The following is a 16,025-nucleotide window of genomic DNA, read 5'->3' as shown; positions in this document are numbered from 1 at the left end:
TCGCCCCGCTCGTCAGTGCCGTGGCTCCCAGCGGAACCACCGCCGTACAGCAAACACCGCGACCACGGTCCAGGCCACCGCCGTCATCATGGCACCGAGCGCCTCGTACGCCGACAGGTCGCCGGTCCAGCCGCCGCGCACGAGCGTGACGACGGGCGTGAGCGGCAGCAGCTCGCAGACGGAGGCCAGCCGGTCGGGGAAGAGGTCCAGCGGCACGAACATCCCGGAGCCGAGCATCGAGACGAACGTGAACGGCAGGGGCGTGATCTGGGCGCTCTCCCCGGTGCGGGTGAAGCCGGCGGTGACCGCGGCGAGCGCGGCGCACATCACGAGGCCCAGCAGCAGGCCGACGACGGCGAGGTGGGGTGCGGACGGCACGGACAGGTCCAGCAGCACGGCGCAGCCCACGGCGAGGACCACGCTCTGCACGAGCCCGCTGAGCACCGCCGGGAACGCGGAGCCGCTCAGGATCTCGGCGTCCCGCAGCTCACCGGTGCGCAGCCGCTTGAGGACGAGTTCCTCGCGCCGCACGACGAAGACGCCGACGAGGGCGGAGTAGACGGCGAACAGCAGCGAGAAGCCGATCGCGGCGGGCAGGACCATCGTCCCGGTGGTCAGTCCGGCCTCGGCGAGGTCCATCTCCTGGGACGCCGAGTAGACGCTGAACGGCAGCACCAGCGGCACGAACAGCGCCGCGAAGACGGTGCCCTTGTTCCGTCCCAGCAGGGTCAGTTCGGCACGGGCGAGGGCGGCCATCCGGCTCATCGGTGTGGTGACCGTGCCCTTGGCGGTGCCCGCCGTGCGGGCCGGGGATCCGGTGGCGCTCATGCCGCGTGCTCCTTGTTCGTCGTCGCCTCGTCCGCACCGGCCGAAGCCCGCCCGGCCGAAGCCCGCCCGGCGGCACCGGGGCCGGCGGTCGCTTCCTTCGCGGACGCCTCCTTCGCGATCCCCAGGAACGCCTCCTCCAGGGACGCCGACCGCACGTCCAGGCGGCGCAGTTCCACCCCGGCCTGCGCGGCCCACACCAGCAGTCCGGTGGCGGCGCGCTGGAGATCGCGGGTGCGGAGCCGGACCAGCCGCCCGTCGACCTCGTGGTCGCCGACGCCCAGTTCGTCGAGCGGCGGCAGATCACCCACGAAGTAGCCCTCGGGCAGCTCGAAGGTGATCCGGGAGGGCTGGGCGGCGGTCACCTCGGCCGGGGTCCCGGTGGCGGCGATCCGGCCCTCGTGCATGATCGCGAGCCGGTCGGCGAGGTTCTCGGCCTCCTCCAGGTAGTGCGTGGTCAGCAGCACCGTCGTGCCACCGTCGCGCAGCGCGCTCACCAACTCCCAGGTGTCCCGGCGCCCTTCGGCGTCCAGGCCGGTGCTGGGCTCGTCCAGGAAGAGCACCTCGGGGTCGCCGAGCAGCGCGAGCGCCAGGTCCAGGCGGCGCCGCTGGCCCCCGGACAGCTGTTTCACGCGGACACCGGCCTTCGCCTCCAGCCCGACCAGGGCCAGTACCTCGGCCGGCGGGCGGGCCCCGCTCACACAGCCGGCCCACATCCGCGCCGTCTCCGCCACGGTCAGCTCGGACGGGAAGCCGCCCTCCTGGAGCATGACCCCGGTGCGGGGGCGTACGGCGGCCCGCTCGGTGTACGGGTCGTGCCCGAGGACGCGCACCCGCCCGCCGGCCGGAGCGGCGAGGCCCTCCAGCAGTTCGACCGTGGACGTCTTGCCGGCGCCGTTGGTGCCGAGCAGGGCGAAGATCTCTCCGCGGCGCACCGAGAAGTCGATCCCCCGCACGGCCTCGAACCCGCCCCCGTACACACGTCGCAGGTCGGTGACCTCAATCACGTGTTCGTGTCCGTTCGATTGCATGCCCCCAGCATTCCGGTGTTCCGGACCGGGGAACAGTGCGGGCCGTCATCACCGGCCATGACAAATGTCAGACGGGGCCGGCCCGCGGCGGCATCGGACGGAGACCGCCGGGGCGCACGAAAAGACCCCGGTCCGTGGAGGACCGGGGTCTGATTCCCGAGCGGACGACGAGGCTCGAACTCGCGACCTCAACCTTGGCAAGGTTGCGCTCTACCAACTGAGCTACGTCCGCATTGCCGCCGACCGGCCTTCACCGATCGGTGCGAGCACCAGCCTACCTGATCCAATCGAGTGGTCGGTACGGCGGTGCAGAGCGGGTGACAGGAATTGCACACTGCGCCTTCCCCCTGGAAGGGGGATGTTCTACTACTGAACTACACCCGCATGTTCCGTGAGCTGGGCTTTTCGGCCTCGCCCCTCGGCGTGCTCCAGACTTTAGCTGATCACCCGGGGTGTCGCGCAAGTCGGTTGCCGGGAGGGGCGGCTGAGCGTCCGTCGGTCCCTCCCGGACCGGGACGCGGCTCACTGCGCCGCGGCGAACGCCTCGTACACCTTCTTCGGGATGCGGCCCCGCGCGGGCACGTCCATCTTGTTCGCCTGGGCCCACGCGCGGACCGCCGCCGGGTCGGGGGCGACCTCCGTCTGCCGGTACGCCTTGCCGGACCGCGACCGCTTGCGGCCGGCCGACACGTACGGCTCGAGGGCCTTGCGCAGTTTCCGCGCGTTGGCTTCGTTCAGGTCGATCTCGTACATCCGTCCGTCGACTCCGAAGGCGATCGTCTCCGCCGCTTCCGAGCCGTCGATGTCGTCAAAGAGAGTGACCACGACACGCTGCGCCACGAATATCGGTCCCTTCGTGCGGCATCTCCGCGATGACGTGCCGAGACGCCTCGATGATGCCGACTGTTCGTCTGTAATTGGGCAAAGTATCGGCTAATGACATTTCATTTGTACAGTGCCCGGCATTGCAATGGGAAGACCGACTAAATCTGCCCGCGTGTCCGCGCGCAATAGGAGGTGGGGGTTGATCCGGGATCTTTCCCGAAGCTTTTCGCAGTCACCTCCTTCCGATGCCCGATCGTGACAGGGCTCACGTAGTTTCCTCCAAGGCTACGCGCGTAGAAATTTTGTACGGGTAGTCTGAAGGAACCTGCTCAGCACCACACACCGGGAGTGCCAGTGGCACGCGTCGTAGTCGACGTCATGCTCAAGCCGGAGATCCTCGACCCCCAGGGCCAGGCGGTGCAGCGCGCACTGCCGCGGCTGGGTTTCGAAGGGATCTCGGACGTCCGTCAGGGAAAGCGATTCGAACTGGAAGTGGACGGGCCGGTCGACGACGCCGCCCTCGCCCGCATCCATGATCTTGCGGAATCCTTCCTCGCCAACACCGTGATCGAGGACTTCACCGTCAAGGTCGAGTCCGAGGACGTGGTCGCGGGGGCCGCGAAGTGACCGCTCGTATTGGCGTCGTCACTTTCCCCGGCTCTCTCGACGACCGCGACACCCAGCGCGCGATCCGCGTCGCCGGCGCGGAACCCGTCGCCCTCTGGCACAAGGACAAGGACCTCAAGCAGGTCGACGCCGTGGTGCTCTGCGGCGGTTTCTCCTACGGCGACTATCTGCGGGCCGGTGCCATCGCGCGCTTCTCGCCGGTGATGGACACCGTCATCGACCAGGCCAAGGCCGGGCTCCCGGTCCTCGGTATCTGCAACGGCTTCCAGATCCTCACCGAGGCGCACCTGCTCCCCGGCGGCATGCTGGGCAACGACCACCTGCACTTCATCTGCCGCGACCAGAAGCTGCGGGTGGAGAACGCGGACACCGCCTGGACCGGCGACTACACCGCCGGCCAGGAGATCCACATCCCGCTGAAGAACATGGACGGCCGCTACGTCGCCGACCGGCGGACGCTGGACGAGCTGGAGGGCGAGGGCCGGGTCGCCTTCCGCTACCTGGACGTCAACCCCAACGGTTCGCTCAACGACATCGCCGGCATCACCAACGCCGCCGGCAACGTCGTCGGCCTGATGCCGCACCCCGAGCACGCCGTCGAGCCGCTGATCGGCACCGGCCGCACCGACGGCCTCCCGTTCTTCACCTCGATCCTCAAGAAGCTGGTCAACGCATGAGCCGGACGCCTCTGGACACGGTCGAGCACGCGGCCGCGACCCCCGACGTCGAGCTGCCCTGGGCCGAGCTGGGCCTGAAGAAGGACGAGTACGAGAGGGTCGTGGAGATCCTCGGCCGCCGCCCCACCGGCGCGGAGCTGGCCATGTACTCGGTGATGTGGTCCGAGCACTGCTCGTACAAGAGCAGCAAGGTCCATCTGCGCCAGTTCGGCGAGAAGGCCCCCGAGTCCGACGCGATGCTCGTCGGCATCGGCGAGAACGCCGGTGTCGTCGACGTCGGCCAGGGCTACGCGGTCACCTTCAAGGTCGAGTCGCACAACCACCCCTCGTACGTCGAGCCCTACCAGGGCGCGGCCACGGGCGTCGGCGGCATCGTCCGCGACATCATCGCGATGGGCGCCCGTCCCGTCGCCGTCGTGGACCCCCTGCGCTTCGGCGCCGCCGACCACCCCGACACCAAGCGCGTCCTGCCCGGCGTCGTCGCCGGCATCGGCGGCTACGGCAACTGCCTGGGCCTGCCCAACATCGGCGGCGAGGTCGTCTTCGACGCCTGCTACCAGGGCAACCCGCTGGTCAACGCCGGTGCCATCGGCGTGATGCGGCACGAGGACATCCACCTCGCCAAGGCGTCCGGCGCCGGCAACAAGGTCATCCTCTACGGCGCCCGCACCGGCGGCGACGGCATCGGCGGCGCGTCGATCCTCGCCTCCGAGACCTTCGACGACGCCAAGCCCTCCAAGCGCCCCGCCGTCCAGGTCGGCGACCCCTTCCAGGAGAAGCTCCTCATCGAGTGCACCCTGGAGGCGTTCGCCGAGAAGCTGGTCGTCGGCATCCAGGACCTGGGCGCCGCGGGCCTGTCCTGCGCCACCAGCGAGCTGGCCTCCAACGGCTCCGGCGGCATGCGCGTCACCCTGGACGACGTCCCCCTGCGCGACTCCACGCTCTCGCCGGAGGAAATCCTCATGAGCGAGTCGCAGGAGCGCATGTGCGCGGTGGTCGAGCCCGGCAAGGTCGACCGCTTCCTGGAGATCTGCGAGAAGTGGGACGTCATCGCCACCGTCATCGGTGAGGTGACCGACGGCGACCGCCTGGAGATCTACTGGCACGGCGGCAAGATCGTCGACGTCGACCCGCGCACGGTCGCGCACGAGGGCCCGGTCTACGAGCGCCCTTACGCGCGCCCCGAGTGGCAGGACGCCCTCCAGGCCGACGACGCGAACAAGCTGCCCCGGCCGGAGACGGGCGAGCAGCTCAAGGAGCAGGTCCTGAAGCTGGTCGGGTCCCCGAACCAGGCGTCCAAGCAGTGGATCACCCAGCAGTACGACCACTTCGTGCAGGGCAACACCGTGCTCGCCCAGCCCGAGGACTCGGGCATGATCCGCATCGACGAGGAGTCCGGCCTCGGCGTCGCCATCGCCACCGACGGCAACGGCCGCTACGCCAAGCTCGACCCGTACACGGGCGCGCAGCTGGCCCTGGCGGAGGCCTACCGCAACGTGGCGACGACCGGCGCGAAGCCGCTGGCCGTCTCCGACTGCCTGAACTTCGGCTCGCCGGAGGACCCGGCGGTCATGTGGCAGTTCGCGGAGGCCGTGCGCGGCCTGGCCGACGGCTGTCAGCAGCTCGGCACCCCGGTCACGGGCGGCAACGTCTCGCTCTACAACCAGACCGGCGAGGCCGCCATCCACCCGACCCCGGTGGTCGCGGTCCTCGGCGTCATCGACGACGTGGCCCGCCGCACGCCGGTCGCCTTCCAGGAGGAGGGCCAGCTGCTGTACCTCCTCGGCGACACCCGCGAGGAGTTCGGCGGTTCGGCCTGGTCCCAGGTGATCCACGACCACCTCGGCGGACTGCCCCCGAAGGTCGACCTGGAGCGCGAGCGCCTGCTGGGCGAGATCCTGATCTCCGCTTCTCGCGACGGCATGATCGACTCCGCGCACGACCTGTCCGACGGCGGCCTGGTCCAGGCGGTCGTCGAGTCGGCGCTGCTGGGCGGCAAGGGCGCGCGTCTGGTCGTACCGGACGGGCTGGACGCCTTCACCTTCCTGTTCTCGGAGTCGGCGGGCCGCGCGGTCGTCGCCGTCCCGCGCTCGGAGGAGGTCCGCTTCAACGACATGTGCGGTGCGCGGGGCCTGCCGGCCACCCGCATCGGTGTCGTGGACGGCGACGCGGTCGAGGTCCAGGGCGAGTTCACGCTGCCCCTGACCGAGCTGCGCGAGGCCCACGAGGCGACGATCCCGGGGCTGCTGGCGTAGTCGCAGGTCCCCGAGAGCCCGAGGTCCCGTCCGGTTCCGGGCGGGACCTCGGCGTTCCCGGCGCTTCAGCGCACGTAGCTCTTGAGGATCTCGGTGTCGAGTTCGATGCCGACCGGGTCCGGGAGCACCAACGTCTCGCCGAACTTCGTGACGCGGGCGTCCCGGTAGCCGCCGACCCGCCGGTCGGGGCTGCTGTGCACGGTGACGGTGCCGTTGTCCCGGTCGATCAGCAGGTACAGGGGGATGCCGGCCTGCCCGTACGCCGCCGGCTTCTCGTGCCGGTCCCGTCGGTCGGTGTCCGAGTCGTACGAGGTGACCTCGACGACCATCAGTGCCCCGTCCGGCTCGGCCCACTCGCCGTGTCCCGCGAAGTGGGCCTCGGGCGCGAGCACGGCGTCCGGCCGTGCCCTGCTCTGCCGGTACGCGTCGACCCGCAGGCCTTGTGTGGCGTACAGATCCAAGTCGGGCCGGGCCTGCATACAGCGCTTGGCCAGCCAGGACACGATGGTGTTGTGGTCCCCGTCCGTCACCGGCTTGACCTCGATCCGTCCGTCGATGAACTCCAACGTGACGGTCTCGGGGGCGGCGGAAGCGATCGTTTCGAACTCATCCACCGACATCTGAGACGTGTGCTCGGCCATAACCGTCATGTTGCACCCCCTTCCAGGTGCGGACCAGTGTTTCCGGGGCTGCGGCGTCCCGGACTGCCTTTCGCAGCCAGACACACGTACGGGTGACTCTTGCGCGAGATTACGTAGCTACGTAATCTCGTACGCGTGGAGCGACTGGAACAACGCGTGGCCGACCTCGAACGGCGCCTCGCCGCCCTGGAGGCCGCCGGCCGGCCCGTACCCCGCACCGAGGAGGGTGACCTCTGGGCCCTGGAAGGGCTGAAGGAGCAGCTCACCGAGCTGGGGGCGGAGGCAGGCGGCGTCCTGTTCACCGGCTCGGTACGCCTGCCGTCCGGCGAGCAGTACGCCTGGCAGCACGGCGCGCTCACCGACGGCCTGATGGACGCCGACTGGGCCGAGTCCGCCGACGTGTTCGCCGCGCTCGGGCACCCCGTCCGGCTGCGGCTGCTGCGCGAGATCCTCGGCGGCCGGCGCACCGCCACCGAGCTGGCCGAGCTGGAGGGGATGGGCACGACCGGCCAGATCTACCACCACCTCCGCCAGCTCACCGGCGCCGGCTGGCTGCACACCACCGGCCGGGGCCGCCACGAGGTGCCGGCGGGGCGGGTCGTGCCGCTGCTGGTGGCGCTGTCGCTCGCGCGGAACTGACCGGGACCGTCACGAGCAAGGGGGAACGATGTCCGTACGCAAGATCGCCATGACCGCCTTCCGGGTGCTGCAACTCGCCTTCCTGGCCCTGGTGGCCGCCGATGTCGTCCTCGACCTGACCCATCCGTTCTGGCTGAACTTCCTGCCGCTGGTCCTGGCGTACGTCCTGGTCGCCGTGGTCAACCGCTGGGGCGGCGGCGCACCCGACGCCCCGGGCGTCGCCCGCGAACCCGTCGAGACCGGCCCGCCCGTCACCGGCCGCTGGTCCGCGCTGAACAGCCCCGCCGACCGCACCCCGAGCCACGGCGTCCACGCCTACGGCCAGACCTTCGCCATCGACCTCGTCGCCGAGCCGGAGCCCGGCGCCCGCCCCGGCTTTCGCGCCCTGTGGCCGCTCGCCCGGCGCAACCACCACTTCCCGGCGTTCGGGGCCCCGCTCCTCGCGGTCGCCGACGGCACGGTGGTACGGGCCGACGACGGCCAGCGCGACCACCTGAGCCGCACCTCGCTGCCCGCACTGCTGTACCTGATGCTCGTCGAGGGCTCGGCGCGCGAGCTGGCCGGTGCCCGGCGCATCGTCGGCAACCACCTCGTCCTCGACCTCGGCGGCGGCACGTACGCGATGTACGCCCATGTGCGGCGGGGTTCGTTCGCCGTCCGCGAAGGCGACCGGGTCCGCGCCGGCCAGCTGCTCGCCCGGTGCGGCAACTCGGGCAACTCCACCGAGCCGCACGTCCACTTCCAGCTGATGGACGGTCCCGACCCGGACACCGCCCGGGGCGTCCCCTTCACCTGGCGCGGCGTCGGCGTCCCGCGCAACGGCGAGGTCTTCGACGTGCCGGAACCGGCGGCCACCGCGCCCTCCGGCTCCCCGGCGTCGCCGGTGTCCCGGCCTTCCGGCGCCTAGGCACCTGTTAGTTTCGTCGGCGGTCGCGGCGGCGACGGGGCCGACGGGGGACGGGGACGGGGGAAACGGGTGCGAATACCGGACGGGGTGCGCAGGACGGTCAACGTCGTGCTCTGCCTGGCCGCCGTGGTGGCCGTCGGCTGGAGCGGCCGGGAGATCTGGCTGGTGTGGGACGGCCGCCGGCAGATCGACGCGGCCTGCGCCGGGCTCGTCCCGGCGGGCCGGGTGCTGGCCCTCTCCGAAGCGGGCGGCACCATAACCCACCGCGCCCTGGACGAGGACAGCTTCGACCCGGACACCGGGATCGCGCACGACTGCGAGATCTTCAGCACGGAGGCGGGCGAACGGGCGGGCACCGACACCGGTATCCGCTGGTTCTTCACCGCCCGGATGGGCGTCCTGCCGGCCGACCGGCCCCAGGTCGCCGACTCCCCGCACGAGAACCTGCTCGACCTGCTCGGCGGGACCACCTACCCACCGCAGCCCCTGGGCGGCGGCATCGCCGGCCGGGTGACCGGTTCCTCGGTCACCGTGCAGCTGCCGTGCGAGGAGGGGAAGGCCGGGGACCGGCCCGTGCGGGCCCTGTGGGCGCGGGCCGAACTCAACACGCGCGGCGGAAGCCGGGCGGGCGGTCGGGACCGCGGCATCCTCGCCGAGACGGCCGTGCTCACCGCCAACAACCTCGCCGACCGGCTCGGCTGCGCCGACCGCCTGCCGGACGCTCCGGACGACGTGCCCGCCCCGCCCGCGGGGCCCGTCCCGGCGACGCGGGCCGAGGGCACGTGCGCCTGGTACGGGAAGAGCGGCCTCGCCGACCGGTCGCCGTACCCGGACGAGGTCCTGGAGAGCCGTACGGACGACCGGGTGTGGGACGAGCACTGCGGCCTCGTCCTCGGCTTCGGCCGCGCGGACGCGGTCTACTACGACGAAGCCGACGAAGCCGACGAAGCCGACGAGGACGGCGAGGACGGCGAGCACCGCCGGGTCAGCAGCCCGGACACACCGGGCGAGTGGTTCGTCTCCCTCCACACCTACGCCGGTCCGGTCGCCGAGGACCTCCGTCTCACCGCCACCGACGACGGCGAGCCCGTGGAGCCGGCCACCCCCGGGAAGGCGGGCCGCAGCGCCACGGACCCGGTCTGGTGGGCTTCCTCCGTCTGCGACGGCCGCCCCCAGATCCACACCATGACCCTCGCCCGCGGCTACGCCGAGCTGGTGGAACCCCGGACGGAGGACCTCTTCCGCGCCTACGTCGACGACGTGACCACCCGCCGTGGCTGCACGGACGTCGTCCTCCCCGACCACTCCACGTTCCGCGCCGACCGGGACCAGGCGTAGGGCCTGCTGACCGGACCCCCGGCGGCCCGCGCGGGGTCGCTAGGCTCACCGCCATGCCGCCCGCCAGGAAACGCCCCCGCGCCTACGACCCCGCCCGCACGCGCACCGCCGTACTGGCCCAGTTCGGCAACGTACGGGCCGCCGTCCGCACCCTCACGCCCGAACAGCTCGCCCTGCCGACCCGGCTCGGCGACTGGACCGTGCGGGAGCTGGTCGCGCACGTCGGGATGGCCCTGACGGCCGTGGACCGGCTGCTCGGCGAGCCCGAGCCCGCGCGGCAGGACGGGCGGCTGCTCGACTGGCCGTTCGCGATCGCCGCCGACGCGGACGCCATCGCCGCCACCGCCCGGCGTCTGGCGGCCGAGCACCCCGACCTCGACGCCCACCTCGCCGAGGTCGAGCGGCGCTTCACCGACCGCCTCGACGCCCACCCCGGCACCCGCCTGCTGCCCACCAGCGCCGGCGCCCTCCCGCTGGCCGACTACATCGTCACCCGCACCGTCGAACTGGTCGTCCACACCGACGACCTGAACGCCGCCGTGCCCGGCCTCGACATCCCCTGCGACCGGCAGGCGCTGGCGGCCGCGACCCGGCTGCTGGCCGACGCCCTCGCCGTGAAGGCGCCCGGCGGTTCGACGGAGGTGCGCGTCCCGCCGTACGCCGTGGTGCAGTGCGTCGAGGGGCCCCGGCACACCCGGGGCACCCCGCCCAACGTCGTCGAGACCGACCCGCTGACCTGGGTCCGGCTGGCGGCCGGACGGCTGGCCTGGAAGGACGCCGTGGCCGAGGCGAAGGTGAGCGCGAGCGGCGAACGGGCCGACCTCGGGGGCCTGCTGCCGCTGCTCGGCTGAGCGGGCGGGGGAAAAAGAAAAGGGCGGCAAGGGGGAAGGGAGGGGGGCGGGAGGGGAGGTGCGGAGGAGGGGAACCAGATGCTCCGCACCTCCGTCGAATCGGCATGTACAGGCAGAAGCAGCAGCGAAGCGTTCCCCCGACCGGACACCGGACCGGCCGCGTGAGGCCCCTGGCCCTCGTCGCCGTCGCCGCGCTGGCGCCGCTCGCCGCGGCCTGCGGCACCGAGAAGGCCGACGGCGGCAGCGGCTCCGTCGGCGCCGGTGAACCCGTCACCGGCGTGCCGTGGAGCATCGACTCCGTCACCGTGGACGGCACCACCCACAAGGCGCCCGGCTCCGCCCGGGTCGTGATCCACGAGAGCGGGGAGGCGTCCGGCAGCACCGGGTGCAACACCTTCAGCGCCCGCGCCGAGGTCGACGGCGAACGCGTCCGGCTCAGCGACCCCATGTTCACCGAGAAGGGCTGCGCGGACACGCCCCCGGACTTCGAGAAGTCCCTGGGGCGGACCCTCGCCACCTCGCTCACCGCCAGGACCGAGGGCGACCGCCTCACCCTCACCACCTCCGACGGCGACACCGTCGAACTCAGCAAGCCGAAGGACGCCTCCTTGTACGGCACGGAGTGGACCATCACGCAGGCCGAGGGCAAGGCCCGCGCCCGGCTCACCTTCGACAAGGACGCGAAGACGGTCACGGGCCGCCTCCCCTGCAACCACGTCAACGCGAAGGCCACGGTCGGCGACGGCCACCTCACCCTGGGCACCCCGGCGACGACCCGAATGATGTGCGAAGGCTCACTCATGGACGTCGAGAAGCGGATGCTGGGCTTCTTCGAGGGCCGGGTCAACTACCGCATCGATCATGAAACCCTCACGCTGACCAGCGAAGACGGCGAGACCCTGCGGGCCTACGCCGATCGGTGACCCGCGGGTGAGCCGTTGTCCCCAATTCGGACCAGTGGTCGACCTCGCCTACACTCGGAGGCGTGCCACGTGGTGACGGTCGACTCAATCACGATCTGCTTCCCGGCGAGAAGGGCCCCCAGGACGCTTGCGGCGTCTTCGGTGTCTGGGCCCCGGGCGAAGAGGTCGCAAAGCTCACGTACTTCGGGCTCTACGCCCTCCAGCATCGGGGTCAGGAATCCGCGGGAATCGCGGTCAGCAACGGCTCCCAGATCCTCGTCTTCAAGGACATGGGCCTCGTTTCCCAGGTCTTCGACGAGACCTCGCTCGGTTCGCTCCAGGGTCACATCGCGGTCGGACACGCCCGCTACTCGACCACCGGCGCCTCCGTGTGGGAGAACGCCCAGCCGACGTTCCGTGCCACCGCGCAGGGCTCCATCGCGCTCGGGCACAACGGCAACCTCGTCAACACCGCCCAGCTCGCCGAGCTGGTCGCCGACCTGCCCAAGCAGGACGGCCGCTCCACGCGGGTCGCGGCGACCAACGACACCGACCTGGTCACCGCGCTGCTCGCGGGCCAGGTCGACGAGGACGGCAAGCCGCTGACCATCGAGGAGGCGGCCGGCAAGGTGCTGCCCCAGGTGCGCGGTGCCTTCTCCCTCGTCTTCATGGACGAGCACACCCTCTACGCGGCCCGTGACCCGCAGGGCATCCGCCCGCTGGTCCTCGGCCGCCTGGAGCGCGGCTGGGTGGTCGCCTCCGAGTCCGCCGCCCTCGACATCTGCGGCGCCTCCTACGTCCGCGAGATCGAGCCGGGCGAGTTCGTCGCCATCGACGAGAACGGCCTGCGCACTTCCCGATTCGCGGAAGCGAAGCCCAAGGGCTGTGTCTTCGAGTACGTGTACCTGGCCCGCCCGGACACCGACATCGCCGGCCGGAACGTGTACCTCTCGCGCGTCGAGATGGGCCGCAAGCTGGCAAAGGAAGCCCCCGCCGACGCCGATCTGGTCATAGCGACCCCGGAGTCCGGCACGCCCGCCGCGATCGGGTACGCCGAGGCCTCCGGCATCCCCTTCGGCAACGGCCTGGTGAAGAACGCCTACGTCGGCCGGACCTTCATCCAGCCCTCGCAGACCATCCGCCAGCTCGGCATCCGCCTGAAGCTGAACCCGCTGAAGGAAGTCATCAAGGGCAAGCGGCTGGTCGTCGTCGACGACTCCATCGTCCGCGGCAACACCCAGCGGGCCCTGGTCCGCATGCTCCGCGAGGCCGGCGCCGCCGAGGTCCACATCCGGATCTCCTCCCCGCCGGTGAAGTGGCCCTGCTTCTTCGGCATCGACTTCGCCACCCGCGCCGAGCTCATCGCCAACGGCATGAGCATCGACGAGATCGGCACCTCGCTCGGCGCCGACTCCCTGGCGTACATCTCCATCGACGGCATGATCGAGGCGACCACCATCGCCAAGCCGAACCTGTGCCGCGCCTGCTTCGACGGCGAGTACCCGATGGAGCTCCCCGACCCCGAGCTGCTCGGCAAGCAGCTCCTGGAGACCGAGCTGGCCGCCGGGCCCGCCGCGACGGCCGCCGCCGACGCCATCCGTCGCCCGTAGCGCCGCCCGCACCACCTGCCGTACGACACAAAGGTTCTCATCGTCATGTCTGACACAACTGGTGCCAGCTACGCAGCCGCGGGCGTCGACATCGAGGCGGGCGACCGCGCCGTCGAGCTCATGAAGGAGTGGGTGAAGAAGACGCGCCGCCCCGAGGTCCTCGGCGGCCTCGGCGGCTTCGCCGGCCTCTTCGACGCCTCCGCCCTCAAGAACTACGAGCGTCCCCTGCTCGCCTCCGCCACCGACGGCGTCGGCACCAAGGTCGACATCGCCCGGCAGCTGGGCGTCTACGACACCATCGGCCACGACCTGGTCGCCATGGTCATGGACGACATCGTGGTCTGCGGCGCCGAGCCGCTGTTCATGACCGACTACATCTGCGTCGGCAAGGTCCACCCCGAGCGCGTCGCCGCGATCGTGAAGGGCATCGCCGAGGGCTGCGTGCTGGCCGGGTGCGCCCTGGTCGGCGGCGAGACGGCCGAGCACCCGGGCCTGCTGGGCGCGGACGACTTCGACGTCGCCGGCGCCGGTACGGGCGTCGTGGAGGCCGACCGGCTGCTGGGCCCCGACCGTATCCGCAAGGGTGACGCGGTCGTCGCCATGGCCGCCTCCGGTCTTCACTCGAACGGGTACTCGCTCGTCCGCCACGTCCTGCTGAACGAGGCCGGCCTGTCGCTCGACGCCCACCTGGACGGCCTCGGCCGCACCCTGGGCGAGGAGCTGCTGGAGCCGACCAAGATCTACTCCCTGGACTGCCTGGCCCTCACCCGCACCACCGAGGTCCACGCCTTCAGCCACGTCACCGGCGGCGGCCTCGCGGCCAACCTGGCCCGCGTGATCCCCGACGGCCTGCACGCGACCGTCGACCGCTCCACCTGGACCCCGGGCGCGATCTTCGACCTCGTCGGTACGACGGGCAACGTGGAGCGCCTGGAGCTGGAGAAGACCCTGAACATGGGTGTGGGCATGATCGCGATCGTGCCCGAGGAGTCGACGGACGTGGCGCTGGCGACCCTGGCCGACCGCGGTGTGGACGCCTGGGTGGCCGGTGAGATCACCGACCGTGGCGACCACGGGACCGGCGCCGCCCTCGTCGGCGACTACGCCGCCTGAGCGACCGCGGTACCCGCGGGTAGCACAGAACCCGGTCGGTGACATGAGTCACCGACCGGGCGGGTGTTCAGTGCGAGGTCAAGCGCCGCGACGTTGTTGCGGGGACTGGCCGTCCTCGTCCTCGTCGTCGTCCTCGTAAAGGTCGGCGTACCGTGCGTACACGTCGTCGTCCTGCTCATCGTCTTCGAACCGCTCGCCGTTAGGCGGTTGCGGACTCGACGTCGATGCGCCCAGCTCCTCGGCCAGGCGGGAGAGATCAGTCCCACCGCTGTTGTACTTCAGCTGGCGGGCGACCTTCGTCTGCTTGGCCTTGGCCCGGCCGCGCCCCATGGCTCGACCCCCTCAACGACGGGGCTCGACGGCCCCAGAGTCTTGACACGCGTTCATGGTCCGGAACGGGCTCTCCGTGGAGAGACCGGTCCGTAGGGCTCCCACGGTACCTGAGCCCACGCCCATACGGTACGTCGCCCGCAGGACGTGGACACTTCCGAGACCGTCGAGGCGCCCCGTCCTCGCTGGTCAAAGGCGATTTTAACCACCTTTCGACGGTCGACCCGCCGGGATAAGTGAGAGTTCTCTCCAACCGCCCCCCGGCGGGTACCGCTCAAACCTTCGAAGGCGTCCGCCGAAGACCTCGGCGGCGGCACGGATCACCGCCGGGCGCGTGCCTCCGCCATCCGCTGCTCGGCGATCCGGTCGGCCGCGGCGGCCGGCGGGATACCGTCCTCCTTCGCACGTGCGAATATGGCCAGCGTGGTGTCGTAGATCTTCGCGGCCTTCGCCTTGCACCGGTCGAAGTCGAAGCCGTGCAGCTCGTCGGCGACCTGGATGACCCCGCCGGCGTTCACCACGTAGTCCGGCGCGTAGAGGATGCCGCGGTCGGCGAGGTCCTTCTCCACGCCCGGGTGGGCGAGCTGGTTGTTGGCCGCGCCGCAGACCACCTTGGCGGTCAGCACCGGCACGGTCTCGTCGTTCAGGGCGCCGCCGAGCGCGCACGGGGCGTAGATGTCCAGGTTCTCCACCCGGATCAGCGCGTCCGTGTCGGCGACCGCGACCACCGACGGGTGGCGCTCGGTGAGGGAGCGCACCACGTCCTTGCGCACATCGGTGACGACGACGTGGGCGCCCTCGGCGAGCAGGTGCTCGACCAGGTGGTGGCCGACCTTGCCGACGCCCGCGATGCCGACGGTGCGGTCGCGCAGCGTCGGGTCGCCCCACAGGTGCTGGGCGGCGGCCCGCATGCCCTGGTAGACGCCGAAGGAGGTGAGGACGGAGGAGTCGCCGGCGCCGCCGTTCTCGGGGGAGCGGCCGGTCGTCCAGCGGCACTCGCGGGCCACGACGTCCATGTCGGCGACGTAGGTGCCGACGTCGCAGGCGGTGACGTACCGGCCGCCGAGGGAGGCGACGAACCGGCCGTAGGCGAGCAGCAGCTCCTCGCTCTTGATCTGCTCCGGGTCGCCGATGATCACGGCCTTGCCGCCGCCGTGCTCGAGGCCGGCCATGGCGTTCTTGTACGACATGCCGCGCGCGAGGTTCAGCGCGTCGGCGACCGCTTCCGCCTCGTTCGCGTACGGGTAGAAGCGCGTACCGCCGAGCGCGGGGCCCAGGGCGGTGGAGTGGAGGGCGATGACGGCCTTGAGACCGCTGGCCCGGTCCTGGCAGAGCACGACTTGCTCATGACCCCCCTGGTCCGAGTGGAACAGGGTGTGCAGTACATCAGCAGGTGCGCCGGTTACGTCGGTCACGGTGGTGACTCCTGTGTAGGTGCGGCGGGTGGAGACCTG

At 71.2% G+C, this 16,025-nt stretch carries 16 protein-coding genes and 2 tRNA genes; 10 read left to right on the top strand and 8 right to left on the bottom strand.

All coding sequences use genetic code 11. The annotated features are described in order from the left end of the window. Positions 1–12: 12 nt before the first annotated feature. The 5 genes from ACFZP7_RS16875 to ACFZP7_RS16855 form a co-directional block, all read right to left on the bottom strand. Complete coding sequence (locus tag ACFZP7_RS16875) at positions 13–828, bottom strand: ABC transporter permease (protein WP_385634717.1); 816 nt, start codon at positions 826–828, stop codon at positions 13–15. Then, positions 825–1,856, bottom strand: a complete 1,032-nt coding sequence (locus ACFZP7_RS16870; protein ID WP_385634716.1) for an ABC transporter ATP-binding protein — start codon at positions 1,854–1,856, stop codon at positions 825–827. Before ACFZP7_RS16870 ends, ACFZP7_RS16875 begins: the two co-directional genes overlap by 4 nt. Before the next feature lie 159 nt (positions 1,857–2,015). Then, positions 2,016–2,088: transfer RNA gene (locus ACFZP7_RS16865), tRNA-Gly, on the bottom strand. Between the two features lie 80 nt (positions 2,089–2,168). Then, positions 2,169–2,240, bottom strand: a tRNA-Gly gene (locus tag ACFZP7_RS16860). A gap of 138 nt (positions 2,241–2,378) precedes the next feature. Next, positions 2,379–2,696 (bottom strand): Lsr2 family protein, encoded by a 318-nt coding sequence (locus ACFZP7_RS16855; protein ID WP_019330658.1) that lies wholly within the window; start codon positions 2,694–2,696, stop codon positions 2,379–2,381. Between the two features lie 339 nt (positions 2,697–3,035). Here ACFZP7_RS16855 and purS point away from each other — a divergent pair, with 339 nt between their 5' ends. Genes purS through purL form a run of 3 tightly spaced genes read left to right on the top strand, consistent with a single transcriptional unit; the run spans position 3,036 to position 6,240 of the window. Continuing rightward, a complete protein-coding gene (gene purS / locus ACFZP7_RS16850) occupies positions 3,036–3,308 on the top strand; it encodes a phosphoribosylformylglycinamidine synthase subunit PurS (protein ID WP_003974895.1) in 273 nt (90 codons plus the stop codon). Further along, on the top strand, positions 3,305–3,985 hold the full coding sequence (gene purQ / locus ACFZP7_RS16845; protein WP_019330659.1) for a phosphoribosylformylglycinamidine synthase subunit PurQ: 681 nt from the start codon (positions 3,305–3,307) through the stop codon (positions 3,983–3,985). Before purS ends, purQ begins: the two co-directional genes overlap by 4 nt. After that, on the top strand, positions 3,982–6,240 hold the full coding sequence (gene purL, locus ACFZP7_RS16840; protein WP_037823461.1) for a phosphoribosylformylglycinamidine synthase subunit PurL: 2,259 nt from the start codon (positions 3,982–3,984) through the stop codon (positions 6,238–6,240). Before purQ ends, purL begins: the two co-directional genes overlap by 4 nt. A gap of 65 nt (positions 6,241–6,305) precedes the next feature. On the opposite strand, the gene ACFZP7_RS16835 is transcribed toward purL, so the two are convergent. Beyond that, a complete protein-coding gene (locus ACFZP7_RS16835; protein WP_385634715.1) occupies positions 6,306–6,890 on the bottom strand; it encodes a Uma2 family endonuclease in 585 nt (194 codons plus the stop codon). A 147-nt stretch (positions 6,891–7,037) separates the two neighbouring features. Here ACFZP7_RS16835 and ACFZP7_RS16830 point away from each other — a divergent pair, with 147 nt between their 5' ends. From ACFZP7_RS16830 to purM, 7 genes are all read left to right on the top strand, one after another. Then, a complete protein-coding gene (locus ACFZP7_RS16830) occupies positions 7,038–7,520 on the top strand; it encodes an ArsR/SmtB family transcription factor (protein ID WP_385638468.1) in 483 nt (160 codons plus the stop codon). 28 nt (positions 7,521–7,548) lie between these two features. Next, positions 7,549–8,427, top strand: a complete 879-nt coding sequence (locus tag ACFZP7_RS16825; protein ID WP_385634714.1) for a M23 family metallopeptidase — start codon at positions 7,549–7,551, stop codon at positions 8,425–8,427. A gap of 69 nt (positions 8,428–8,496) precedes the next feature. Then, entirely contained in the window at positions 8,497–9,765 is a 1,269-nt protein-coding gene (locus ACFZP7_RS16820) for a hypothetical protein (RefSeq protein ID WP_385634713.1), read from the top strand. A gap of 53 nt (positions 9,766–9,818) precedes the next feature. After that, on the top strand, positions 9,819–10,616 hold the full coding sequence (locus tag ACFZP7_RS16815) for a sterol carrier family protein (protein WP_385634712.1): 798 nt from the start codon (positions 9,819–9,821) through the stop codon (positions 10,614–10,616). Positions 10,617–10,720: 104 nt separating this feature from the next. Then, entirely contained in the window at positions 10,721–11,539 is an 819-nt protein-coding gene (locus ACFZP7_RS16810) for an META domain-containing protein (protein ID WP_385634711.1), read from the top strand. A gap of 62 nt (positions 11,540–11,601) precedes the next feature. Beyond that, a complete protein-coding gene (purF, locus tag ACFZP7_RS16805; protein WP_031021890.1) occupies positions 11,602–13,128 on the top strand; it encodes an amidophosphoribosyltransferase in 1,527 nt (508 codons plus the stop codon). A 45-nt stretch (positions 13,129–13,173) separates the two neighbouring features. Further along, positions 13,174–14,241, top strand: a complete 1,068-nt coding sequence (gene purM / locus ACFZP7_RS16800) for a phosphoribosylformylglycinamidine cyclo-ligase (RefSeq protein WP_019330668.1) — start codon at positions 13,174–13,176, stop codon at positions 14,239–14,241. 78 nt (positions 14,242–14,319) lie between these two features. Here the strand turns inward: purM and ACFZP7_RS16795 are convergent, their stop codons facing one another. Together ACFZP7_RS16795 and ACFZP7_RS16790 are read right to left on the bottom strand one after the other, a co-directional pair. Beyond that, the gene (locus ACFZP7_RS16795) at positions 14,320–14,571 is read right to left on the bottom strand and encodes a DUF3073 domain-containing protein (protein WP_019330669.1); all 252 of its coding nucleotides are present in this window, start codon (positions 14,569–14,571) and stop codon (positions 14,320–14,322) included. 320 nt (positions 14,572–14,891) lie between these two features. Next, positions 14,892–15,986, bottom strand: a complete 1,095-nt coding sequence (locus ACFZP7_RS16790) for a Glu/Leu/Phe/Val dehydrogenase dimerization domain-containing protein (protein ID WP_029394572.1) — start codon at positions 15,984–15,986, stop codon at positions 14,892–14,894. Positions 15,987–16,025: the final 39 nt, after the last annotated feature.

It is taken from the genome of Streptomyces sp. SudanB5_2050 (assembly GCF_964272335.1).
GTDB lineage: Bacteria > Actinomycetota > Actinomycetes > Streptomycetales > Streptomycetaceae > Streptomyces > Streptomyces rochei.
Note: the sequence above shows the minus strand (reverse complement) of the source record. Positions and strands in the feature narration are given on the sequence as shown.